Annotated in this window: 21 protein-coding genes; 13 read left to right on the top strand and 8 right to left on the bottom strand. The window is 40.5% G+C overall.

Annotated features, from left to right (window positions below):
- Window positions 1–115 precede the first annotated feature (115 nt).
- Window positions 116–1,411 (bottom strand): aminopeptidase PepB, encoded by a 1,296-nt coding sequence (pepB, locus tag AABI99_RS04345; protein WP_338363728.1) that lies wholly within the window; start codon window positions 1,409–1,411, stop codon window positions 116–118.
- A gap of 119 nt (window positions 1,412–1,530) precedes the next feature.
- On the opposite strand from pepB, the gene sfsA reads away from it, so the two are divergent.
- From sfsA to AABI99_RS04305, 8 genes are all read left to right on the top strand, one after another.
- Entirely contained in the window at window positions 1,531–2,247 is a 717-nt protein-coding gene (sfsA, locus tag AABI99_RS04340; protein ID WP_338363726.1) for a DNA/RNA nuclease SfsA, read from the top strand.
- Window positions 2,248–2,472: 225 nt separating this feature from the next.
- The gene (dksA, locus tag AABI99_RS04335; RefSeq protein ID WP_286245122.1) at window positions 2,473–2,916 is read left to right on the top strand and encodes an RNA polymerase-binding protein DksA; all 444 of its coding nucleotides are present in this window, start codon (window positions 2,473–2,475) and stop codon (window positions 2,914–2,916) included.
- A gap of 16 nt (window positions 2,917–2,932) precedes the next feature.
- Window positions 2,933–3,877, top strand: coding sequence for a tRNA glutamyl-Q(34) synthetase GluQRS (gene gluQRS / locus AABI99_RS04330; RefSeq protein ID WP_338363722.1), 945 nt, complete (start codon window positions 2,933–2,935; stop codon window positions 3,875–3,877).
- Between the two features lie 214 nt (window positions 3,878–4,091).
- Window positions 4,092–5,441, top strand: a complete 1,350-nt coding sequence (pcnB, locus tag AABI99_RS04325; protein WP_338363760.1) for a polynucleotide adenylyltransferase PcnB — start codon at window positions 4,092–4,094, stop codon at window positions 5,439–5,441.
- A gap of 4 nt (window positions 5,442–5,445) precedes the next feature.
- Window positions 5,446–5,931 carry a 2-amino-4-hydroxy-6-hydroxymethyldihydropteridine diphosphokinase gene (gene folK / locus AABI99_RS04320; RefSeq protein WP_338363720.1) on the top strand — a complete coding sequence of 162 codons (486 nt, stop codon included), beginning with the start codon at window positions 5,446–5,448 and terminating at the stop codon, window positions 5,929–5,931.
- Between the two features lie 30 nt (window positions 5,932–5,961).
- Window positions 5,962–6,756 carry a 3-methyl-2-oxobutanoate hydroxymethyltransferase gene (panB, locus tag AABI99_RS04315; protein WP_338363718.1) on the top strand — a complete coding sequence of 265 codons (795 nt, stop codon included), beginning with the start codon at window positions 5,962–5,964 and terminating at the stop codon, window positions 6,754–6,756.
- Window positions 6,756–7,604 carry a pantoate--beta-alanine ligase gene (gene panC / locus AABI99_RS04310; protein ID WP_338363716.1) on the top strand — a complete coding sequence of 283 codons (849 nt, stop codon included), beginning with the start codon at window positions 6,756–6,758 and terminating at the stop codon, window positions 7,602–7,604. Before panB ends, panC begins: the two co-directional genes overlap by 1 nt.
- A 30-nt stretch (window positions 7,605–7,634) precedes the next feature.
- Window positions 7,635–7,871, top strand: coding sequence for a hypothetical protein (locus AABI99_RS04305; protein ID WP_338363714.1), 237 nt, complete (start codon window positions 7,635–7,637; stop codon window positions 7,869–7,871).
- Between the two features lie 65 nt (window positions 7,872–7,936).
- Here the strand turns inward: AABI99_RS04305 and AABI99_RS04300 are convergent, their stop codons facing one another.
- From AABI99_RS04300 to epd, 6 genes are all read right to left on the bottom strand, one after another.
- Window positions 7,937–8,902 (bottom strand): phosphate ABC transporter substrate-binding protein PstS family protein, encoded by a 966-nt coding sequence (locus AABI99_RS04300; RefSeq protein ID WP_338363712.1) that lies wholly within the window; start codon window positions 8,900–8,902, stop codon window positions 7,937–7,939.
- Window positions 8,903–9,016: 114 nt separating this feature from the next.
- Window positions 9,017–10,324 (bottom strand): phosphate regulon sensor histidine kinase PhoR, encoded by a 1,308-nt coding sequence (gene phoR, locus AABI99_RS04295; RefSeq protein ID WP_338363710.1) that lies wholly within the window; start codon window positions 10,322–10,324, stop codon window positions 9,017–9,019.
- Between the two features lie 58 nt (window positions 10,325–10,382).
- Window positions 10,383–11,072, bottom strand: coding sequence for a phosphate regulon transcriptional regulator PhoB (gene phoB / locus AABI99_RS04290; RefSeq protein WP_004586083.1), 690 nt, complete (start codon window positions 11,070–11,072; stop codon window positions 10,383–10,385).
- 645 nt (window positions 11,073–11,717) lie between these two features.
- On the bottom strand, window positions 11,718–12,782 hold the full coding sequence (fba, locus tag AABI99_RS04285) for a class II fructose-bisphosphate aldolase (RefSeq protein WP_338363706.1): 1,065 nt from the start codon (window positions 12,780–12,782) through the stop codon (window positions 11,718–11,720).
- Window positions 12,783–12,986: 204 nt separating this feature from the next.
- Window positions 12,987–14,162, bottom strand: a complete 1,176-nt coding sequence (locus tag AABI99_RS04280) for a phosphoglycerate kinase (RefSeq protein ID WP_338363704.1) — start codon at window positions 14,160–14,162, stop codon at window positions 12,987–12,989.
- Window positions 14,163–14,227: 65 nt separating this feature from the next.
- Entirely contained in the window at window positions 14,228–15,238 is a 1,011-nt protein-coding gene (gene epd / locus AABI99_RS04275) for an erythrose-4-phosphate dehydrogenase (protein ID WP_338363702.1), read from the bottom strand.
- 341 nt (window positions 15,239–15,579) lie between these two features.
- On the opposite strand from epd, the gene AABI99_RS04270 reads away from it, so the two are divergent.
- The gene (locus AABI99_RS04270) at window positions 15,580–16,239 is read left to right on the top strand and encodes a response regulator transcription factor (RefSeq protein ID WP_338363700.1); all 660 of its coding nucleotides are present in this window, start codon (window positions 15,580–15,582) and stop codon (window positions 16,237–16,239) included.
- On the opposite strand, the gene AABI99_RS04265 is transcribed toward AABI99_RS04270, so the two are convergent.
- Window positions 16,236–19,775, bottom strand: a complete 3,540-nt coding sequence (locus tag AABI99_RS04265) for a PAS-domain containing protein (protein WP_338363698.1) — start codon at window positions 19,773–19,775, stop codon at window positions 16,236–16,238. The two genes, AABI99_RS04270 and AABI99_RS04265, sit on opposite strands and share 4 nt — an antisense overlap.
- A gap of 209 nt (window positions 19,776–19,984) precedes the next feature.
- Here AABI99_RS04265 and AABI99_RS04260 point away from each other — a divergent pair, with 209 nt between their 5' ends.
- The 4 genes from AABI99_RS04260 to AABI99_RS04245 all read left to right on the top strand — a co-directional run bounded on the left by AABI99_RS04260 (window position 19,985) and on the right by AABI99_RS04245 (window position 24,818).
- Window positions 19,985–21,025, top strand: a complete 1,041-nt coding sequence (locus AABI99_RS04260) for a DcaP family trimeric outer membrane transporter (protein WP_338363696.1) — start codon at window positions 19,985–19,987, stop codon at window positions 21,023–21,025.
- Window positions 21,026–21,139: 114 nt separating this feature from the next.
- Window positions 21,140–21,958 carry an ABC transporter ATP-binding protein gene (locus AABI99_RS04255; protein WP_338363694.1) on the top strand — a complete coding sequence of 273 codons (819 nt, stop codon included), beginning with the start codon at window positions 21,140–21,142 and terminating at the stop codon, window positions 21,956–21,958.
- Entirely contained in the window at window positions 21,958–23,928 is a 1,971-nt protein-coding gene (locus AABI99_RS04250; protein ID WP_338363692.1) for a long-chain fatty acid--CoA ligase, read from the top strand. Before AABI99_RS04255 ends, AABI99_RS04250 begins: the two co-directional genes overlap by 1 nt.
- Complete coding sequence (locus tag AABI99_RS04245; protein ID WP_006791860.1) at window positions 23,925–24,818, top strand: branched-chain amino acid ABC transporter permease; 894 nt, start codon at window positions 23,925–23,927, stop codon at window positions 24,816–24,818. Before AABI99_RS04250 ends, AABI99_RS04245 begins: the two co-directional genes overlap by 4 nt.
- Window positions 24,819–24,821 lie beyond the last annotated feature (3 nt).

Genomic DNA, 24,821 nt, shown 5'->3' with positions numbered 1-24,821 from the left:
AACCGGTATTGGCAAAGGATTTTACCGCAAATAAAAATAAATTGCTTGTCTGCATATAGCAAAATAGGCACCAATTGATGCCTATTTTATGTATTAAACGCTTAGTTACGTACTATTAAGCTTTTTCTAACAAGGTACGAGCCACTGTTCGCATACCTTGCGTTGTTGCACCAGCAGCCCATTGGCTCGTGCTGCCCATATTAAATGCAGCAGCTAAATCTATGTGTACCCAACCTTTACCATCATTTGGCACAAAGCGCGATAAGAAGCCCGCAGCATTTGATGCGCCGCCGTAACCACCGCCTTTTTGAGCACGGCTATTAGCTGTGTCAGCGTATGGTGATGGGCAGTTTTGTTGGTGCCACTTTTCAAGCGGTAAAGGCCATGCAGCTTCCATTTCTTGCGAGGCAAAGTCTTCTACTTCGCGAACCAGCTCTTTATCAAGGGCAAATAAAGCGTTGTATTCTTGACCTACCGCCACCAATGCCGCGCCAGTTAATGTTGCCGCATTAATAATAAGTGGTGCGCCAGTCTCACCGGCTGCCATTAGGCCATCGGCAAGGACTAAACGCCCTTCAGCATCGGTGTTTACAATCTCTACTGTAGTACCATTTTTGTACGTTAAAATGTCACCTAGTTTATAAGCATGACCCGAGATCAAGTTCTCTGCACAGCATAAAAACAGCTTAATACGTTTTTCTATACCGCGGTTAATAGCTAATGCTAATCCCGCGGTTACCGTTGCCGCGCCACCCATATCACATTTCATACCTAGCATACCTTCGCTAGATTTAATTGAGTAACCGCCAGAGTCAAACGTAATACCTTTACCTACAAGTGCTGCACTTACCGGTGCGTTTTCGTCACCTGTTGGGTTGTAATCAAGCTCAAGTAATACCGGTGGGCGCTCAGAGCCACGGCCTACGGCGTGAATGCCAATCCATTGTTGCTCTAATAATGCATCGCCTTTAATAATTTGATAGCTTACGTGCTCAGGCGCTAATGATTGAATAAATTCAGCCGCTTTTTCAGCAAGGCTCTCCGGGTAAATATCATCGGCTGTGCCGTTAACCATTTCGCGAGCCCACGTCGCTGAGGCTTTTAAATGCGCAAGCTCGTTTAGATCTGATTGTGCGTTATCAACAAACTCAACACCGTGTAATGATTTAGGTGTAACAAATCCTTGATAAAAAGCCCATTGGCTTTCGGTGCACCATACGTCCCCCGCAAGCTCAACCTGTTTAACGCCTTGGTTTGCAATAGTTCGCGCCGCTTTTTGAACATTTTTTAATGTTTCTTGTTCAGATAAATGAACCGTTGCACCTCGCTCGTTAAAAGACAAGGTAGCGTTTTCGCCCCAATGACTAGGTGCTGCTTGCTCGCTTAGTTGAACAACAAATTTTTCACTCATGTTAGAATACCCTTACACTTAAATGTGCACCGAGTTTACTATAGAGAGTACAAGTTCCCAACAGCTTGAGATAAATAACATAAACCAACGCATCTGCAGCGTTTAGCATTGGAATTTAAATGAAATACACCCCCGCTTTACAGCCCGCCACATTATTAAGACGTTATAAACGTTTTTTAGCTGACTTACAGCTTACCAATGGCACTGAATTTACCGCACATTGCGCCAATACAGGAAAAATGACCGGCTGTGCCGAGCCTGGCTTTAACGCTTTTTACTCAACCAGCGATAACAGTAAACGAAAATACCCGCATTCATTAGAGCTCACACAGAACAGCTTGTCGCAGCTGATATGTGTAAATACCGCCGTGGCAAATAAAGTAGTCGAAGAGGCAATTACCAACCAGCTTATTACGGAGCTTAACGGCTATGCGCACCTGCAAAGTGAAGTAAAATATGGCAGCGAGAACAGCCGTATCGATTTTTTGCTCACCAATGATAACAAACCCGATTGCTATGTAGAGGTGAAGTCAGTCACGTTATTGAGCGAAACAACTCCAGAAAGTGGTCAAGGTTACTTCCCTGATGCACAAACAGTGCGTGGGCAAAAGCACATTCGCGAACTCATAGAAATGATCGAACAAGGCCACCGCGCAGTATTACTGTTCGTTGTTTTACACCAAGGTATCAATACTGTGAGTGCCGCAAGCCATATAGATAAAAAATACAACGATTTACTAAACCAAGCGATTAAAAAAGGCGTGGAGGTCTACGCTTATAAGGCATCTATTTCGCCAAGTGAAGTAACGCTCAGTGAGAAAGTAGCCTTTAAATAAAAAATTAACTTGCTTTTAAACTTTATGCCCATATAACTAGGCAAGTTTAAATACCGAAATAACGATTAATAAAGCATCAAAATTAAAATATGAGCCTTTTTAGTCAACACACTGGTTGAAGCTAATTCGATTAATTAAAAAATAAATTTGCCTAGGGTATAAGATTCTGCTATTTATACCGCCGGCTAATGCTGAGGCATTAAATTAAGGATTTAGGAGAGAGTTATGCCAGACCAACAAAGACATGGTTTATTGGCTCAAGCCGGTTTAGAACCATACCAAGAAAAGCCGGGCGAAGAGTATATGAATGAAGCACAACGTGCTCATTTTAAAGCGATTTTAGAAGCGTGGCGTAACGACTTACGTAATGAAGTTGACCGCACAAAATCGCATATGCAAGACGAAGCTGCCAACTTTCCTGATCCAGTTGACCGCGCTGCGCAAGAAGAAGAGTTCTCTTTAGAACTTCGTACTCGCGACCGTGAGCGTAAACTGATCAAAAAAATTGAAAAAACAATCAACTTAATTAAAGAAGATGATTTTGGTTTTTGTGAGTCATGCGGAATCGAAATTGGTATTCGCCGTTTAGAGGCACGTCCAACAGCCGATTTATGCGTAGACTGTAAAACCCTTGCAGAAATTAAAGAAAAACAAGCTGGGCGCGGTTAATTTAACTTAGTTAACTATGTCTCCTACAGCCGTTACCACGCCAAAGCGTGACTATCGCGGTCGATTTGCACCGTCTCCTTCAGGGCCACTTCATTTTGGCTCACTTGTGGCGGCTGTGGGCAGCTACCTTGATGCTAAAGTAAATCAAGGTAAATGGTTAGTTCGCATTGAAGATATAGACACCACACGCGTGGTAAAAAATGCCGACTCCGATATTCTCAACACCCTCCAAGCCTACGGCCTTTATTGGGACGAACCTGTTGTTTACCAAACTCAGCGCTTACACCTTTACAAAGAGGTGACAAACTCTCTGATCCAGCAGCAATATGTATATGGCTGCCAATGTTCTCGCAAACAAATAAAAGCCATTGGTGGGATTTATCAGGGACACTGTAAATCACTTAATTTATCAACAGAGCAAGGGGCACTTCGCCTTAGCCAGCAATATCCAACATGTCAGTTTACTGACTTGATTCAAGGTGAGATAACTGTAAATAGTGCCTTAGCCCATGAAGATTACATAATTAAACGCAGTGATGGATTATTTGCTTACCAACTAGTCGTAGTGATCGATGATATAGAGCAAGGGATTAACCGTGTAGTGCGTGGCGCCGATTTAATCGAGCCCACAGCACGGCAAATTAGTTTATTTAAACAACTCAATAAACCCATACCAGAATACGCACATTTGCCATTAGCGGTTGCAAAACCTGGGTTTAAACTTTCTAAACAAAATTACGCCCCTGCAATTAGTTCAAGCAACCCTAAACCTGCATTGATTGATGCATTTGCGTTTTTAAATTTACCTGTGCATAAGCAGCTGCACGATCTTACTGTAGAGCAATTAATGACATGGGCTATTAAGGAATTTAGCTTAAGCGTAGTGCCAACCATTCCCGAAATTCAAATTTCGCAAGGGCAGCAACAAAACAGCACTAAATTTACGCATTTAAGCAAATAAAAAGCTTAAAAAGCGCTTAATTTCAGTCCATCAACTTAATTTTTATACCATGCTAGTATATGATAGCCGCCTTAATAGAGGCTATTTACAATAAATGCAAAGCACCGCACTATGTAGCTAATTTATGTGCTTTTGATTGCGATGACCAGTCGACCATCATTTCTGTAGGAGACAGATTATTATTTCCAAGCTTTTTCAATTTTGCAGGCAAATAATCGGCCCTAATGCCGATGTGCAAAGCACTCAAACAAGTGATGAACCGGTTGTTGTAACACGCGGCGAACATGGTATTTCACGTAAACAATTTAGCCCAAATGCAATCAAAGTCCTTTACCGTTTAAAAGACGGTGGTTACGATGCTTACTTAGTAGGTGGTTGTATTCGCGATATATTGTTAGGTCAACAACCTAAAGATTTTGACGTAGTTACCAACGCTACCCCTGAGCAAGTAAAAAAACTATTTAGAAACTGTCGGTTAATTGGCCGTCGCTTTCGCTTAGCGCATATAGTTTTTGGTCGTGAGATTATAGAAGTGGCCACCATGCGTGGACACCACGAAGCGCAAGAAGACAAAAACCAAATTAGTCAATCAAGTGAGCAAGGCCAATTACTGCGTGACAACGTTTACGGTAGCATTGAAGAAGATGCCGAACGCCGTGATTTTTCTATCAATGCGTTGTACTACTCTATTAATGATTTTTGCATCTACGACTACGCAAATGGCTTAGCAGCTATTCAAGCAAAACAAATAGAGTTAATTGGCGACCCCGTTAAACGTTACCGCGAAGACCCTGTGCGCATGCTACGTGCCGTACGATTCGCAACAAAGCTTGATATGAGCATTGCCCCTAAAAGCGAAAAACCGATTACTGAGCTTGCCAATTTATTGGATAATATTCCGCCAGCACGATTATTTGAAGAAGTCCTTAAGCTATTTTTAAACGGTAAAGCCGAAGCTAACTATTTAATGCTACGTCAATACGGTTTGTTTAAATCGTTATTTCCGGTGCTTGATAAAATTTTAGATAAGAACCCTGACGGTTTAGAAGCGGCATTTATTCAGCAAATGTTTCAAAATACCGATAAACGCATTAATGCTGATAAAAAAGTCACGCCTGCATTCATATTTGCCGCCTTACTCTGGTTCCCACTGCTTGAACGTGCAAATAAAATTAAACAACAAGAGCAGCTTTCTTACTTTGATGCGTTTGCACAAGCAATGAACAAAGTATTAAGTGAAAACGCCCAGCATATAGCCGTACCAAAACGCTTTACTCTGGGCGCACGCGATATTTGGCATATTCAGCAACGTTTAGATAAACGTGCCGGCCAACGCGCTTACAGATTAACTCAGCAGCCTCGCTTCAAAGCCGCTTACGACTTTTTACTATTACGTGTTGATGCCGGTGAACACCAACACAGTGAACTTGCCCAGTGGTGGACTCAGTACTTAAGCCAAGATATAAATGGCCAAAAAGACATGGTAAAAAATCTAGGCCATCAAGGGGGGCCTAAACCACGTAAGCGCTCACGCCGCCGAACCACTAAAAAGCCGACTGAGTAATTGTATGCAGTGTGTATATTTGGGTTTAGGTGCCAACCTAAACTCACCCAAAGAACAGCTTGATAACGCAGTGGCAGCACTTAAAAAGCTGCCCCATTGCGAATTTATTAGTGTATCTCATTATTACGCAAGCAAACCAATGGGGCCTCAAGATCAACCCGACTACGTCAATGCCGTTGCGTGTATTAAAACCGCGCTTGAACCTGAGCAATTACTTGATTTAACGCAAGCCATAGAGCTTGAGCATGGACGAGTAAGAAAAGCCGAACGTTGGGGTCCGCGTACGCTTGATATAGATACCTTATTATTTGGGCAGCAAGTGATTAATACCGAGCGCTTAACGGTTCCACATTATGGCCTGTGCGAGCGTGAGTTTGTAGTTTACCCGCTGCTAGAGCTTACACCTGAACTGATTTTACCAAGCGGCATTGCATTAAAAACCATTGCGCAAAACTTACCGCTAAACGACTTACAACAATTACCTCTGTAATTAACCAAGGCTTATGCCTGCGAGGATATTATGTCTAAAATAACCGTTTCTACTTTAAATAAAATGAAAGCAGAAAATAACAAGATCACCGCATTAACCGCATACGATGCCAGTTTTGCTAAGTTATTTCATGATAACGGCGTGGATGTTATTTTAGTGGGTGACTCTTTAGGCATGGTGCTACAAGGTAGCGACGATACCTTAGCTGTTACAAACCAAGATATAGCCTATCATACCCGCTGTGTACGTGGTGGCAGCCGTGAGCTTTTTGTTATCGCCGATATGCCGTTTATGAGTTATTCAAACGTCAGCGATACCTGTAAAAATGCAGCTGAGCTTATGCGTGCCGGTGCTAATATGGTAAAACTTGAAGGCGGTGAATGGCTTTACGACAGCATTAAAAGCTTAACGCAGCAAGGTATTCCTGTGTGTGGTCATTTAGGATTAACGCCGCAATCAGTACACGTATTTGGTGGCTTTAAAATTCAAGGACGCGAAGACGACAAAGCACAAAAAATGATTGACGATGCAAAAGCACTTGAGGAGGCAGGCGCGCAATTATTAGTACTTGAGTGTATCCCAAGCGCGCTTGCTAAACGCATTACTGATGCCGTGACTATTCCTACTATAGGTATTGGCGCAGGCAATGTAACAGATGGCCAAATACTGGTAATGCACGACCTAGTGGGTATTTCGGCAGGATACATTCCTAAATTTTCTAAAAACTTTTTACTGGAAACGGGCAACATGCCTGATGCAGTTAAAAAATATTGTACAGACGTTAAAAGTGGCGCATTTCCAAGCGCCGAACATGAGTTTAAATAATGCAGTCAATCACTGAAATTAAATCGTTACGTAGTCAAATCAAAGCGTGGCGCCAAGCAGGCTTAAGCGTGGCACTCGTACCAACAATGGGCAATTTGCATCGTGGTCACTTTTCATTAGTTGAAAAAGCAAAAACAATAGCCGATAAGGTTGTAGTAAGTATTTTTGTCAACCCAATGCAATTTGGTGCTAACGAAGATTTAGATAGCTACCCACGTACATTAAATGAAGACAAACAAGGCTTAGCCGAGCTAAACACCGATATTGTATTTACTCCAAGCGTCGATACTATTTACCCAAACGGGCTCGGTGAGCAAAGCTTTGTTGATGTACCTGGCGTGTCTATGGGGTACTGTGGCGGCACGCGCCCTGGGCACTTTAGAGGCGTTGCCACAGTAGTGACTAAGTTATTTAATTTAGTACAGCCGGATTACGCTTGCTTTGGAGAAAAAGATTTTCAGCAGCTGCAAGTGATTAAAACCATGGTACGTGATTTATCAATTCCGGTTGAAATTATTGGTGTACCGACCATGCGTGAAGTATCAGGGCTTGCTATGAGCTCGCGTAATGGCTATTTATCTGCAGAGCAAAAAGCCACGGCGACCGCATTATTTAAAACATTAAGCAGCTGTGCAAAAGAGCTTAAAGCAGGCAATACTGATTACACCGCTTTGCAGCAAAGCGCAAAGCTTAGTTTAGAGCAAGCCGGCTTAAAGCCAGATTATTTTGAGATAGCTCAACGAGATACATTAAAAGCTGCTACACTTGATGATACACAATTTGTTATTTTAGCTGCCGCCTTTTTAGGCAATGTTAGATTAATCGACAACTTACAAGTTGAGATTTAACAAAAGCGCAGCACAACGTTAAGGATAAGCATGCAAACATTTATTAAAACAAGCGCCCTCGCCCTTTCATTTTCATTGTTAGCAGCTTGCCAAAATCAGGTGAAAAACCCTGAGTTAAACCAATGCGCACAACAAAACTATCAGTGTGAAAATAGCTGTGATCAGCAATCGATTGACAAAGGCTTAAAACAACAAGTGTGCTCTGCTAAATGTGTTGAGACTTACAACCAATGTAAAGCTCAGGCGCAAAAGCTAACTGATTTATAGTCGGTGTTAATTTTACACACAAAAAAACCGCTCATTGAGCGGTTTTTTTATTGGTTGGGTTTAAATTATAAACCTAACTTTTTAAGCTCTGCTTCTGCTAACTTAGCAGATAGTGGTACGTAACCATCTTTTTCAACGATTTTTTGACCGTCTTTAGAAAGTACCATTTTTAAGAACTCAGCTTCAATTGGTGAAAGCGGCTTATTAGGGTGCTTGTTCACGTAAACGTATAAGAAACGAGAAAGTGGGTATTTACCTTTAGCAACATTATCAAGCGTTGCATCTACGTAGTTAGTGCCTTTTTTAGATAAAGGTACCGTACGTACACCTGATGTTTTGTAACCAATGCCTGAGTAACCAATCGCGTTTAATGACGATGAGATTGACTGTACAACAGAGGCTGAACCTGGTTGCTCATTTACGTTGTTACGGAAGTCACCTTTACACAGTGCTTTCTTTTTAAAGTAACCGTAAGTACCTGATACAGAGTTACGTCCGTATAATTGAACGTCTTTTGCAGCCCAGTCGCCCGTTAGGCCAACATCGCTCCAGCGGTTAACTTGCTCAGACGCACCACATTTACGAGTAGATGAAAAAATAGCATCTACTTGGTCAATACGTAAGCCTTCAATTGGGTTATCTTTGTGTACAAATACTGCTAATGCATCAATCGCTACACGGACTTCTGTAGGCTTGTAACCGTAACGTTTTTCAAACGCTTCGATTTCTTTTGATTTCATTTTACGGCTCATAGGACCCATGTTAGAGGTACCTTCAGTGAGCGCTGGTGGCGCTGTAGACGAACCGGCCGCTTGAATTTGAATATTTACGTTAGGGTAAATACGTTTGTACTCTTCAGCCCAAAAAGTCATCATATTAGCTAACGTATCAGAGCCTACAGATGAAAAGTTACCTGAAACGCCGTTAATTTTTTGATATTCAGGAATTGCGTCGTCAAGAGCAACAGCCTGTGCAGATACTAATGTTGTAACAGCCACACCCATTGCGGCAACTAAATTTTTAAACTTCATGCGGGTTCTCCGATTTGTTCGTCCCATTTCCTAACTGCAAACTACTTTAAAGTGAGTACATGACAGTTGCATTACTCTTAAATGACACTTTTATGACTTTACTTTTTATTTCCTTTAACCTGCTAAGTTAACAAGTTTATCCTTTGAAAAATCAAAAGAAAAACACGAACCTTTACCAAGCTCACTGGTTATATTTAATTGACTATCGTGACGTGTTAGCACGTGTTTTGTAATGGCTAAGCCTAAACCTGAACCACCAGTTGTGCGACTTCTTGCTTTATCTACACGGTAAAAACGCTCGGTTAGCCTGTTAATATGCTCAGGTGCAATACCATCGCCGTTGTCACTCACACTAAAGTGCGCAAGGCCATCTTTACGCTGCCAGGTAACAACAATTTTTCCACCCGCTTTAGTGTAATGTATAGCGTTAAACACTAAATTAGAAAATGCACTGCGTAGCTCATCTTCAGAGCCTTTAATATCAAGCTCATTGTCTATATTAAAAATAAGCTCATGGCCTTTATCTTGGTTTATAGACTGCGCTTCGGTTTTAATGTAGTTGAGCATTTGCGGCACATCAATGGCTTTGTCGTTGTCTTGTCTACGGGAGCCTTCAATACGCGAAAGAGATAAAAGCTGATTAACTAAGCTGTCCATACGCTTACATTGCTCAAGCATGGTGTTTTGCGCTTTATTCCACATTGCAGGCGGTGGCATCGAATCGCCATCCATCATCTCTAGGTAGCCAGTAACAACCGTAAGCGGCGTACGCAGCTCATGGGATACATTGGCAACAAAGTCTTTGCGCATTTGCTCTAGCTGCTTTAGGCGTGTTACATCACGTACTACCACCATAAGCTGCGTGTTGGCATATGGCATTACCCTAAATTCAAGCACTTGGTCAACAATATGCCCGTTATCAAGTTCGAGTGGCTCTTCAAATTCACCGCGCAGCATGTACTTGGCAAATTTAGGTTCGCGTATTAGGTTATCTAGGCGCTGGCCATGATCGGTCGGCCATTGTAAGCCCAATACTTTAAGTGCAAGTTGGTTACACCAAACAATGCTTAAATCACTTTGCAACACCACTACCGCATCGGGGACGGCTTCGGCTCCATCGCGAAAGCGACGAATTAAATCAGCCAACTCGTTGCGTTTTTTACGATTACGGTGCTGTAAATGATAAATGCCTTCAAATACTTGTTCCCACGCACCCTCGCCCTCTGGTGGGTTAAAGCTACGTTGATTTAAAAGCCAATCGCTTAAGCGATAAAGTTGATGGTAATGCCAGACTAAAAGAGAAGAAGTGCCTAAAAATAAAAGCAAAAATGGTGCGCCAGTAAGCACACCAATTAATAATAGAGGTAAAAAATAGATAAACAGGCGTTTTACTAACGCCTGTTTATTAATAACTCGATACATACACTCACTTTACCTTTGAGTAGTAAATTATCCATACTCACAATCTAGTTGCGGTAGCTCATAATTTACTAGAAAAACGATAACCTGCACCACGCACTGTTTGTACTAAGCGATCATGCCCCAGCGGTGCAATCGCTTTGCGTAAACGGCGTATGTGCACATCAACAGTACGGTCTTCAACGTACACATTGGTTCCCCACACATGATCAAGCAATTGCTCTCGGCTATAAACACGTTCTGGATGAGTCATAAAAAAATGTAACAACCTAAATTCGGTAGGCCCCATATCAAGCTCGCTTCCCTCAGAGGTAACGCGGTGCGATATTGGGTCTAAACGCAAGCCATGTACTTCTATGGCTTCTTCTAATGAGGTAGGCGATACCCGGCGAATAACCGCTTTAATACGAGCCATTAACTCTTTAGGAGAAAAAGGTTTAGTGACGTAGTCATCTGCCCCTACTTCTAGACCGCGTACTTTGTCTTCTTCTTCGCCGCGGGCTGTAAGCATAATAATTGGAATTTGGCGTGTGTATTCACTTTGCTTAAATTGCTTAGCAATTTGAATACCGCTACCACCTGGTAACATCCAATCAAGCAACACCATATCTGGGTAGGGTTCAACCATAGCTGCAATTGCAGAATCGTAATCTTCTGCTTCAATTGCTTGAAATCCATTTTGCTCTAAAACAAAAACTAACATCTCTCTGATAGGAGCTTCATCATCTACGACTAGTACTTTACGTGACATTCCAAATTATCTCTTACGCTATCGAATTAGATTTCATTATTATGACTAAGTATGACATTTTTATGAAAGTGTAACGTGTAAATTAAAATCCTGGTAAAAAAATACAAATTTGTTACTAAACCGTCCATTAGAGGCATATTTTTTAAAAGTATTTTGATTATTTATATGGTCATAAACATATTTAAAAGAGAATACCGGTTTATTCAATACGAATATAAACTGGATCGTTTTGATAGATCATTGGTTTACTAACTTAACTAGCCCTCTTTCGTTTTTGCCCAATAATAAGTAAAAACACCAAAGTTTTCGCTCAAAAATAGATCGTTTTTTTACTAAGGGCTGTGTAAAAGATCAGAGTTTTACCAAGCTGATCGTGTTTGGGATCATTGTTATACTTAGTCAAACCGCTAAGTAACTGATTAGTTGTTTAAATATAAAACGATCGGATTATTTTTAGTTCAAGAGCAGCCTTAAAATTTGCGGCGCTTAGTAAATTAATGATCCAAAAAGTACATGTGTTAGTAAATACATGATCCCAAATAACAGGGTTAGTAATACAGTGATCTGTGCATAATAAAACTTACAAGCATTAAAAAGCCAGCAACTAACTTGCTGGCTTTTAAGTAAACAGCTTAAAAAATGCGGTTATCTAATTTTAGGATCTAGCTCGCCGCTTAAGTATTTAAGGTGCATGTCGTCCAGTGAAATTGGCTTAATTTTACCAGCTTGTCCTGCGGTGCCAAACGCGTTATAACGCGCCACACAAATCTCTGTCATCGCTTTTGTCGCTTCTGCTAAGTATTTACGCGGATCAAAGTTAGACGGGTTGAGTGCTAAGTGGCGGCGAATAGCACCGGTAGAGGCTAGGCGCAAATCGGTATCAATATTTACTTTACGTACACCGTATTTGATCCCTTCTACAATTTGTTCTACAGGTACACCATACGTTTCAGGAATTTCGCCACCGTATTGATTTATGATCTCTAACCACTCTTGCGGTACAGACGATGATCCGTGCATTACTAAGTGCGTGTTCGGGATACGTGCGTGAATTTCTTTAATACGATCAATCGCTAAAATATCATCTGTGGGTGGGCGCGTAAATTTGTACGCACCATGTGACGTACCACACGCTATTGCCAAGGCATCAACGTGGGTTTTATTTACAAAATCGGCGGCTTCTTCAGGGTCGGTAAGCATTTGATCGGTAGTTAATTTACCTTCTGCGCCTACACCATCTTCTTCGCCCGCTTCACCAGTTTCGAGTGAGCCAAGTACACCCAGCTCGCCTTCCACCGACACACCACAAGCATGTGCCATAGCCACTGTTTCGCGTGTTACTTCTACATTATATTCGTAGCTTGAAAGGGTCTTTCCATCAGTCATTAGTGAGCCATCCATCATTACTGATGAAAAACCAAGTTGAATTGAGCGTTGACAAACACCAGGTGAGGTGCCGTGATCTTGATGCATTACTACTGGAATGTGCGGCCATTCTTCAACGGCTGCTAAAATCATGTGGCGGATAAATGGAGCACCAGCATAAGCACGTGCACCTGCTGATCCTTGAACAATTACTGGGCTGTTTGTTTTATCAGCCGCTTCCATTATAGCGCGCATTTGCTCTTGGTTATTCACGTTAAAGGCTGGAACGCCGTAACCGTGTTCAGCTGCATGATCTAAAAGTTGTCGCATACTGATTAAAGCCATTGGGTATTCTCCAATTTATCGACAGCAGTCTCCTACCATCTAGTTTGAACGGATATGTTAGTTTGACGCAATCACTGCGCCACAAAATAAAGCAAGCTAGACTGCTTAGTTTTGTCTTCATTAACTATTAAATAAGGGTGAGAGGTATTTAATAATTAATCGTTAGTGAGGGTTTCCCCTCACTACTCACGGCTAAATAATAACTTATTTAGCGCGCGATTCTAGCATTTCTACTGCTGGAAGTTTTTTGCCTTCTAAAAACTCTAAGAACGCACCACCACCGGTAGAAATGTAAGATACTTTATCGGCAATGCCGTATTTATCAATGGCCGCTAAAGTGTCGCCACCACCAGCAATTGAAAACGCATTCGAGTTAGCGATAGCTTGTGCAATAGCGCGTGTGCCATTACCAAATTGATCAAACTCAAATACACCTACTGGACCATTCCACACTACAGTACCTGCGTTTGCAATAATTTTTGCAAGCTGATTAGCAGTATCTGGGCCAATATCAAAAATCATGTCATCGCTTGTTACTTCACTTACATCTTTAAGCGTCGCAACTGCAGAGTCTGAAAATTCATTACCTACCACAACATCAGTCGGTACTGGGATCTCGCCATTGTTAGCTTTAGCGGCTGCACATAAGCGATTTGCTTCATCCATTAAATCAGCTTCATAAAGTGATTTTCCAACAGGATGACCTGCTGCAGCAATAAAGGTATTAGCAATACCGCCACCTGTAACAAGCTGATCTACAATGGTTGAAAGCGAGTCTAAAACAGTTAACTTAGTTGAAACTTTAGAACCACCAACAATAGCCACTAGTGGGCGAGCTGGGTTATCTAATGCTTTACCAAGTGCTTCAAGTTCTGCTGATAATAGCGGGCCAGCACAGGCAACATCTGCAAATAAGCCAACGCCATGAGTAGACGCTTGTGCGCGGTGAGCAGTACCAAATGCATCCATTACATACACATCACACAAAGCTGCAAGTTGTTTTGATAACGCTTCGTCGTTTTTCTTCTCGCCTTTGTTAAAGCGTACGTTTTCAAAAACAACCACTTCATTATCTGCAACGTCAACGCCGTTTAAGTAGCCTTTTTCAAGACGTACATTTTGCTCAAGTGCATCGTTTAGGTAATCAGCTACAGGAGCAAGTGAAAACTCGTCGTCGTATTCGCCTTCTGTTGGGCGGCCAAGGTGTGACATAAGCATTACTTTAGCGCCTTTTTCAAGCGCTAATTTAATCGTAGGCAGTGCTGCACGAATACGTGCATCTGAGGTCACTTTACCTGCTTTAACTGGTACATTTAAATCTTCACGAATTAATACGCGTTTGCCGTTTAAATCTAAATCTGCCATTTTTATGACCGACATAACATCTCCTTAGTTAACGATACTTGAACCTGAAAAATAAATTTTAAAATTATTATAAAATACGTTTACTTAGCCATCATCGCACGTGCTGTATCTAGCATGCGATTGGCAAAACCCCACTCATTGTCACACCAAACAAGTAACTTTATCAGCCTTTTATGACTAACACGTGTCTGCGTGCCATCAATAATACAAGAATGCGGGTCGTGATTAAAATCAACCGATACCAGTGGCTCTTCGGTGTAACTTAAAATACCTTCTAAGCGGTCTTTTGCTTGTGCTTTAAGTGCATTATTAACCGCGTTTAAATCTACATCGGCGTTTACTGTCACACTTAAATCCATCGCTGTTACGTTAATCGTTGGTACGCGAACCGCAATGGCTTCAAAGCGACCTTTAAATTTGGGTAAAATGCGGTCTATACCACGCGCAAGCTTTGTATCTACCGGAATAATAGACTGACTCGCAGCGCGAGTACGGCGTAAATCATGATGATACGCATCAATCACTTGTTGATCGTTCATTGAAGCATGAATAGTAGTAATAGCGCCCGACTCAATGCCAAATGCATCATCGAGCACTTTAATAACAGGCACCACACAGTTTGTTGTACACGAGCCGTTAGATACAATAGTGTGCTCGTGTTTGAGCTCATTGTCGTTAATGCCATACACAATGGTGGCATCTACATCGTTATCAGCTGGGTGAGAAAACAACACCTTTTTAGCACCCGCAGTAATGTGTAGTTGTGCATGCTCACGCGAGTGATAAACACCGGTACATTCAAGCACAACATCTACATCAAGGGTTTGCCAAGGCAATTCTACTGGGTTTTCTTCACAAAATAGTGCAATGGTATCGCCTGCAACACTAATGGTGTCTTCACCAAGTTTTACAGGAAAAGAAAAACGACCGTGGGACGTGTCGTATTTTAATAAATGAGCAATAGCTTCAGGGTCAGCAAGTTCGTTAATCGCAACAATTTTTATCTCGTTGCTTAAACCTGACTCGTACAACGCGCGGACAATATTTCGACCAATACGACCAAAACCATTAATTGCAAGTTTGATTGCCATGAAATATAAAATCCACTCTCTTTACGTGCAGACAAAGGCATCGATGCCTTTTAGATGGCTGTATTGTAATCGACCTTGAACATTTTTATAAGAGGGAGCGATTAGAAACTTTAAATTAATAAACCTTTTAATATCAATATTAATAAGCAAAATTAGTTAACAGCATTTATATCCTTCTAATTAAACAATAAAAGTCTTAGTCCTTTAGTCTAATTTATAGAATTAACATTGAATTTTAATCTAATCGGGTTATGTTATTAAAACAAAAAAATTTACCTTTTCTTAAAAGTAAATTATCAAAATAAAAGATCATTTATCTAAACTCTAGGTTAGAAAATAAAATGACAGCACACACAAAAATTATCATCGCAGATGATCACCCCCTGTTTAGGCAAGCATTGTCGTTAATGGTTACATCAAGTTTTACTAATGCATCATTACTTGAGGCACAAACCATAGCTGAGCTAGAACAAGCACTCATTAACACACCCGACATCGACCTTATTTTATTAGATTTGGATATACCCGGTGCAGAGGGGTTTAATACACTCAATTGTATTCGCCTCAAATATCCACATATCGCAGTAGTGGTTATTTCAGGTTTTGAAGAGTCTGAAACCATTAATAAGGCAATAGAATTTGGGGCAGCTGGTTTTATACCTAAATCTACTCCTGTTAACGACATGGTTGCTGCACTTAAAAGCGTTATTAATGGTGAGCTTTGGGTTCCCCCTTACGCATTAAAACAAGGGGCGCAACAGGGTAAAGAAAAAAGTAAAATTTCAACACTAACTAATCAACAACGAAAAATACTTTTTATGCTGGCAGATGGCTTACTCAATAAACAAATTGCGTATGACCTAAACTTGTCTGAATCTACAATAAAAAGCCATGTAAGTACCATATTTTTAAAGCTTGGTGTTAAAAATCGCACTCAAGCAGTTATATTACTAAACCAGCATAAGCATGAACATGACTTTTTTACTCATAACACACCTTAAAGAAATGTATCAGATATATAGTTTTTTTCTAACCGCTTAGTTAAAAGAGAGCTCATCAAAGCTCTCAACGCAATAGGTTTAACTATTTTACGCAAATATCCGATATCAGCATTGTGCGCTTGTTTCTGAACTGACTCATCCATTGTGGCTGTAATGAGAATTGCAGGTAATGGATAACGACTTACGGCACGTATAGCTTGAATCAGCTCAATTCCATTATAGTAACTAATATGTGAAGGACTGTGTTTTTGTGCCCCTAGCAACCCGGTGCTCGTTTGTGAATCGCATGCGGGTTGTTCCTCGTCTGTTAGCTGATAATCCACCAGTAATATATCAATATCTTCTTCATGACTTTTGTAAATAGACAAAGCCTGTTGAGCATTTGAGGCTATGAGCACATTACACTTCCATGCTGATAGTAAATCCTTCATACCCGCCGTCACGCTTTGCTCATTGTCTATGCATAATACACACACACCTTGTAAGTTATTACTCGCTTGTAAAGGTTGAGGTATTTCTATCTTAATCTCTGACGCTAATGGCACCTCTACACTAAACGTACTGCCACAATTTACTTTAGAGAGTAGCCCAAGCTTATGATTGAGTATTTCAGCTAAACTTTTAGCAATATTTAAGCCTAAACCAAGCCCTTTTGGACCCACTAGCTTGGTTGATAATTGTGTAAATTGCTCAAACACTTGCTGTTGTTTTTCATATGGGATCCCTGGACCATTATCAATTACTTGTATACATAGACTCTGCCCTTTCCTGCGACAGCCTAATAATACTTTTCCATCGTGTGCATAACGAAAAGCATTACTCAAAAAGTTTTGCACAATTCGGGCAAGTAAAGTTAAATCACTTTTTATATACAACTTACTCGACGTGCATCTAAAATCTATTTTGTAATCATGCGTTAAAGCTGAAAACTCAAGCTTTAACATAGAGAATAATTTTTCAATTGAAAATACACTGATATCAGGAGTTATATTCCCGCTTTCAATACGTGCTATTTCGTTTAAATCGAGTAAAAGATTATTTGCAATCTCTAACGAGTTGTCTATTTGCTTAATCTGCATTCGCTCTTGTGGAGAAACTTTGGCGCTTAAACTCACCGCAGATGAAAACAAGCGGGCAGCAGAAAGGGGCTGTAACAAATCGTGACTACATGCTCTTAAGTACTGGCTTTTTTTAAGGTGAGCTTGCTCAGCTTTTAGTTGTGCAGCTACAAGCTCTTGATTCGCTTTTTCAAGCTCAACATTCGCTTGCTCTAACTCTTTTGTTCGTGCCAAAACGCGACTTTCTAGGTCTGTATTTTCTTCTTTTAGGTATTTTTCAGCTTTTCTAAACTCTGTAATATCCGTAAAAATCATTACAAAGCCTCCGCCTGGGATCGGATTTCCTTCAATATTAATAATTTTATCATTAAGCAAACGTCGCTCAGACTGGTGTTTACTGCCTGCTTTTAAGTAATCTAAGCGTTTATTTACTTGAGCTTCAATATCACATACATAACGCTTTTGATTAGTAAGGTTGTATCTAATAAGTTCACTTATAGGGCAACCAATATAAATAAAGTCTTTAGGATAATTAAAAATATCAAGATATTGTTTATTCCAAGCGACTAAATTTAAGTCGCCATCAATCACTGAAATACCCTCACTGGTATTCTCAATTGCGCCTTGTAAAACTGAGCGACTAAACTCAAGCTGTTGAGTAGAATTGTCTTCTACAATTTTTGCCACTTGGTCAAAAGCCATATCACGACCACCTAAGCCAAAAGACAATACTAGCTTGGCCGATGCAGCTCCAAGTACGGGTGCTAAGGTATTTTCCGCATGAAACAGTAACGCCTCATTATAGGTTTTATGCTTTTTATCTTTGTGCTGTAAATTAAATTGCGCAAAACATTCTTTTGACTTGTCAAAGCCAATAAAGCGGGCCAAAAGCAGTTCAAGTTCACTTATATCTACCTTCGGTTGCTTAGGAAAATGTCGATGATGATTTTTACCAGAGTCGTAAAAAAATTTACTCTGCACTTCTTCGCGAATGTTTTGCCGAGTTAACAACGACACTATAAATAATATGCTTATATTGAAGCTTAACCCTATTAAGGTCATTACTGTGGTTTTAGGCCAAGTTGTGTTACTAAATAAGTGCTCGTAAAAACCAAGCTGTGGAAATAAATTGCCCCCCACCCAAATTAGAAATCCGCACATAATCCCCCAAAACACGCCCTTTTGTGTGGCTCTTGGCCAAAAAAAAGCAGCTATTAACGCAGGTCCTATTTGCGCAATGGCACCAAAGGCAATTTCACCTAAAGATGATAATGCGCCAGGCGGAGAAATAAGTAACATGCCAAGACTCAACGCTATTACAACGACAACTAATGCCTTGCGGATAAACAACAGCCTTGATTGAAAATGCAAATAGTCATGATTTTTTCTAGGTGAAAATTTAAATATAAGCGGAAAAACAATTTCATTGCTCAACATCGTACTCAACGCAATAGTTGAAACAATAACCATAGAACTTGCAGCAGAAACAGCTCCTAAAAACGCAAACAGCGATAGCCAAACTTGCCCATAATAGGCGGGCAAAAATAATACATAAGCATCAGCGTTAAGAGAGTCGGCATAATTTAATGTACCCGCTAAACCAATTGGTCCAGCAAAAAATGCAAATACTAAAATATAAGCAGGTAACCACCAGCGAGCTAAGCTACTTGTTTTTCGATCTTTTATTTCAACAAACATCACCTGAAATTGCCGAGGCAAACATAAACATGCTGACATAACAATAAATAGTAAACCAAATAGCCCCACTAAGTTACTTGGCTCAAATTGCTGCGCTAAAGAAACATGCCCTTTAGACTTTTCTAAGATTTCTAGCGGTGAGTCATAAATTACAAACGACACAAACAGTCCAACAAGTAAAAATGCGATTAACTTAACTGTGGACTCAAAAGCAATGGCTATCATTACACCAGGGTGGCGCTCTGTTACATCAATTGTTCTGATCCCAAAAATAATTGTAAAACCAGTTAAAATAATACTCACAATCAAACCTAGCTGCCAAATAGGTAGGTCCTGACTTTCTTGTAAGATAATGTATGAGTCAATAATTGCTTTAAGCTGTAGGGCTAGATAAGGCAAAGTACCGATTAGAGCAACCAATGTAATAATGAGTGCCAAACTTTGTGATTTGCCAAAACGTGCTGAGAGTAAATCTGCTATTGAATTTGTTTTTAACTGCAGGCTCGTTTTTATAATTCGTTGTATAAAAGGCCAAGCAAATATAAATAATAAAATAGGGGCTAAATAAACAGGGATATAATTGAAGGAACCACCAGCAGCTTGTGCAGATGTGCCTAAAAACCCCCACGAAGTACAGTAAACTCCAAGCGATAGCGCATAAATAATGGCATGCTGCTTAGCAACAAGCTTGTGGCGATACTTACCGCCTAAAAAAGCGATTAAGAACAGTAAACTTATATAGCCAATGCTAACACTTATTAGTAACCAGTTAGAAAACATAATTAGCTTCTTTTACGTACTTTTAGCACGTTTTTTATTATTGTTAGAAGTAGAATTTACCCTTTTACGACCTGAATTTAATCATATAGCACGCCACTAAAGAACTAGACTAAAGGACTAAACGCTAGGTGCTAAGTCTTATTACTAATTGTTGGTTTGTTCGGTTTACTTACTATTAGCTGAACAACTAATACAAGGGAATAAGCTAGATGTTCGATTCAAAATATAAAAAACTACTCTTGGTATCTGCGTTACTAACTGCAAGTTCATCCGCTTTTGCCGGCTACGAAATCAAGCTAACTGAAAATGATAAACTCACATTTGGTGGTTATATAAAAATTGACTCTCGGTATGTTGATGGCGATGTAGCTTATCGTGATTTCTGGATTGGAGATGGTACAGCGCTTGAAGAAGACGCCTCTCAGTTTAAAATATTTGCAAATGAAACCCGTTTCAACACCAAGTATGTTCATGGCGATGTTACCGGCTTTATTGAAATGGACTTTAATGGTGGTGGTGGTAATGAAATCATATCGAACTCTGCAAACCCACGTATTCGCCACGCTTTTATAAACTATCAAGACCTTACTGTTGGGCAAACATGGTCAACATTTATGAATACTAGTGCCATTCCTGAAGCAGCCGATTTTGCAGGGGCTACCACGGGCTTAGTTTTTATCCGTCAAGGGCAAGTGCGCTATAACATGGGTAATTTTCAACTATCGCTAGAAAACCCAGAAACATGGGGCGGCGATACCTCTAACGACAAACTTCCAGATTTAGTCGCTCGCTATAACTTTAAAGATGACTGGGGCAACGTATCAGTATCAGCCCTTGCGCGTCAGCTTAACACTCTCTCAGGTGAGCAAGAACCTGCTTTTGGTGTCTCTGTGGCAGGTTTAGTTAAAACAACTGGCAAGGATGATTTTCGTTTTCAGTTACACAAAGGTGAGCTTGGGCGCTATGTCGGTGCTGCCGCTGCAAAAGATGTATACGATAACGAAGTTGAAGATCTTACTTCAGTACTCATAGCATACCGCCACTTTTGGACAGATACACTTCGTTCAAGCGTACTCTACGGGAAAGTTGAAGGTAATGTGTCTGAGCGCGAACGAACTCAATGGGGCGTTAACATATTTCAAAATTTAACCAAGGATTTAGTGGTCGGTTTTGAAGTAGGTAACTTTTGTATGGATGAACAAGATAAAGACTCTAACTACGTTCAAGCCACACTGAGGTTTGCACTTTAGCTCTAATGCTTAGCACCGCGTAACACTTCCAACCAATGTTGCGTTTGGGAGGAGAATACTCTCCTCCCCTTTTTACCTTAGAGACAGTCAATCCAAAAAACTTGGAGAGCAGCAATGACAACTTCAATACTTAATGTAGAAAACATATCACTTGCATTTGGTGGGGTTAAAGCCTTAACCGATGTCAGCTTTTCTGTAACAGAAGGGTCTATTTTTTCGATTATTGGTCCTAATGGAGCCGGTAAAACCTCAATGTTAAATTGTATTTCAGGACGCTACACTCCTCATAGCGGTCACATTTTTTTTAATAATAAAAACGTAACAAACTTGCAGCCAAACGACCGTGCAGATTTAGGCATGGGTCGAACATTTCAAAACCTCGCTTTATTTGGTCATATGTCGGTATTAGACAACATTATGGTTGGCCGTCATCACTTATTAAAAAATAATTGGCTAACGGGTCCATTATATTGGGCATCAGGTGCTCAAAAAGAAGAGCTCGAACACAGACGAAAAGTTGAAGAAGTCATCGACTTTTTAGAAATATCCCACATCCGAAAATCCATAGCAGGCACCCTGTCTTATGGTCTACGCAAACGCGTAGAGCTTGCAAGAGCAATGGCCCTCAACCCTAAACTTATTTTACTCGACGAGCCTATGGCAGGCATGAACCTAGAAGAAAAAGAAGACATGGCTAGGTACATTCTTGACCTTAATGAAGAGTTTGGGATCACCGTTGTCATGATTGAACATGACATGGGCGTGGTAATGGACATTTCCCATGAAGTAATGGTTTTAGATTTTGGGAAAAACTTAATTTGTGCCAAACCCGAGCAAGTAATGGCAGACCCATATGTAAAACGTGCCTATTTAGGGCTCGAAGAAGCCAATAGCGAACCTGAAAAAGCAATCATATTAGAGAGAGTAAGCTAATGACTCAACATGATTCAATTAATGACTTTGAAATGGCCGAACTCAATACCTTTCCTAAAATATTACAGTTCAATGCCAAGCAGTGGCCTCATGAAATAGCCATGCGAGAAAAAGAGTTTGGTATTTGGAATGAATTTACATGGGAAGATTATAACAACCAAGTAAAGTGGCTCACACTTGCATTGCTAGATAAAGGGATAAAAAAAGGTGATGCAATTGCTTTGCTTGGCGATAATCGCCCAGAATGGGTGTGGGGAGAAGTAGCTGCACACGCAATGCGATGCCACTCTTTAGGTATTTATCAAGATTCAATGCATGAGGAAGTGGCCTACTTACTCCAAAGTAGCCATTCCACGGTTGTAATAGCTGAAAATGAAGAACAGTGCGATAAATTACTCGAACTAGGCGATGAAATTTCACACGTAAAATTAATTGTTTACTGCGATCCTAGAGGCATGCGCAAATACAGCGATGAGCGCTTAATTGACGTAAATTCACTGTATGCACTTGGCCAAACTATAGATAACAGTGAACCCAATCGCTACCCACAACTAGTTGAAGCAACCTCCCCAGACGACATAGCAATTTACTGCACAACATCAGGCACTACTTCAAAGCCTAAAATAGCACTACTCAACGGTGGTAATTTTGTTAAACATTGCAGCGCTTACTTAAGAGCCGATCCACGCCAACCAGGCGATAATTACGTATCGGTATTACCTCTGCCTTGGATAATGGAGCAAGTTTATGCTGTTGGCCAAGCGCTTATTGCACGTCAAATAGTTAACTTTGTTGAAGAGCAACAAACATTAATGTCTGATCTTAGAGAAATAGGACCAAGCTTTGTATTACTAGCCCCAAGCGTATGGGAAGGAATATTAGCGGATGTTCAAGCTCGGATGATGGACTCAACTCCACTAAAAAGAAAACTATTTTCTTTTGCCATGGGCATTGCCCAAAAGAGCCAGCTTAAAGGAAAAAAATCGTGGCTTGCAGAGCTTATTTTAATGAGAGCGCTTAGAGACAGACTCGGCTTTTCATATTTAAAATCTGCAGCAACAGGTGGAGCCGCAATGGGACCTGACACATTTAGGTTTTTTCAAACCATTGGGGTACCGTTAAGACAACTTTATGGTCAAACAGAAATGTGCGGCGCTTATACAATTCATCATCAAAACGATGTTGATTACGATAGCGTTGGCTTTGCGTTTGATAATGCGCAAGTAAAGGTTATTAACGAAGATGAAGCCGGTGTTGGCGAAATTGTTGCAAAAACAGTGGGTATGTTTACCGGCTACCTTAATAATCAAAATGCATACAACGAAGATGTTAAAGATGGATGGATGCAAACAGGCGATGCTGGCTACTTTAAGCCTTCAGGGCATTTGGTTGTTATTGATCGGATAAAAGACTTAGCATGTACAAGTAACGGCGTTCAATACTCACCGCAATACATTGAGAATAAATTGAAGTTTTCGTCATTTATTGGCGAAGCCGTCATATTAGGTAAAAACAAACCTTATTTATCAGCCATCATTTGTATTCGTTTTAGTATCGTTGCTAAATGGGCAGAACAACACGGTTACTCATTCACAAATTACACTAACTTATCGACCCACCCTGAAGTTTATAAAAAGCTCAGTGAAGAAATACAACGTGTTAATGAATCGCTTCCTGACGCTCAAAAAATACATAAGTTTTTACTGCTTTATAAAGAGCTTGATGCCGATGATGGAGAGCTTACACGTACGCGTAAAGTAAGACGCAGCGTTATTGCCCAAAAGTATGGCGATATCATAGATGCGATATACCAAGATCAAAATATAGTTGATATTGATACCCTTGTTGTATTTCAAGATGGCACTAAAACACGCATTCAAACGCAACTTAAAATCCAATCTCTTATTAATATTCCCACAGTCACTCCCGTGGCAAACACTCACACTGAAGCACAACGGAGAGCATCATGAACTTTGAATTACTCATTCAGTTAATCATTAATGGGCTTATTGTCGGCCTGCTGTATGGCGTCGTCGGTATGTGTTTTGTTTTAGTTTATAAGTCGACACAAATTGTAAATTTTGCACAGGGCGAATTTTTACTTGTAGGTGCCTGGGTGTGCTGGAGCGTGCTTATTTATTTAGAACTCCCCTTTATTGTTGGCTTTTTGCTCACAATGGCGTTTATGGCGGCCTTTGGTATTTTAATTCAAATGATTGTATTACGCCCTATGATTGGCGAGCCAATTATTTCAGTCATTATGGTCACAATTGGTTTATCTATCTTTTTCCAAGCATTGATGAAATGGATCTTTGGTGTATCAGCGCAAAGTTACCCGCAGGTATTTGATGCGCAAAGCATTCAAATCTTTGGCCTAAATATTGAGTCAGCCTACTTAATGAGTACGGTTATCGCCTTAATTATTATGGTTGCATTTTACCTCTTTTTTAAACATTCAAAATATGGTCTCGCTATGCGAGCCACTGCATTTAATCAGCAAATTGCACAAAGCTTAGGTATTTCCGTTAAACAAGTGTTTGCTATGAGCTGGGGCATTGCGGCAACGGTATCAGCAACAGCCGGTATTGTAATAGGGATGGTTAACGGGGTTTCAAGTTCCCTATCAATGATGGGGATTAAAGTGTTCCCAGCCGTTATTTTAGGTGGCCTTGACTCGATTGTAGGTGCAATTGTGGGTGGTTTAACAATTGGAGTGCTGGAAAACTTAGCTGAGTTTTTTGATAGCCAATACCTTCATGTTGGCAACATGTACGACATAGCGCCATTTTACGTCCTTCTCATCATACTTTGGTTTAAACCTTACGGTTTATTTGGGACTAAAGATATTGAACGAATTTAAGAG

The organism is uncultured Pseudoalteromonas sp., from assembly GCF_963922945.1.
Classification (GTDB): domain Bacteria; phylum Pseudomonadota; class Gammaproteobacteria; order Enterobacterales; family Alteromonadaceae; genus Pseudoalteromonas.
This window is presented reverse-complemented; position numbering and strand designations above follow the sequence as displayed.